At 41.1% G+C, this 304-nt stretch carries 1 protein-coding gene; it reads left to right on the top strand.

The genetic code is table 11. The features are described from left to right. Positions 1 to 12 precede the first annotated feature (12 nt). Positions 13 to 304: UvrD-helicase domain-containing protein (locus tag ACSG5Z_RS30540; RefSeq protein ID WP_435712821.1), on the top strand; the 292-nt coding region annotated here is incomplete at its 3' end.

Raw genomic sequence — 304 nt, 5'->3', positions numbered from 1 at the left:
GTGCAGGCGTATATGAGTAAGACAGATAAGATATTAAATGGTTTAAATCCGCAGCAACAAAAAGCAGTACAAACAACGAACGGACCACTTCTATTAATGGCAGGTGCAGGTAGTGGTAAAACACGTGTGTTAACACATCGTATTGCGTATTTACTTGGTGAAAAAGGTGTAGCGCCATGGAATGTACTAGCTATAACCTTTACAAATAAAGCGGCTCGAGAAATGCGCGAGCGTATTGATACACTTGTCGGACCAGAAGCAGAAGATATTTGGATTTCTACGTTCCACTCTATGTGTGTACGTA

The sequence above is a fragment of the Bacillus pretiosus genome, assembly GCF_051294775.1.
Taxonomy (GTDB): Bacteria; Bacillota; Bacilli; order Bacillales; family Bacillaceae_G; genus Bacillus_A; species Bacillus_A wiedmannii.
The sequence above is the reverse complement of the archived record's forward strand: the minus strand, read 5'-3'. Positions and strand labels throughout refer to the sequence as shown.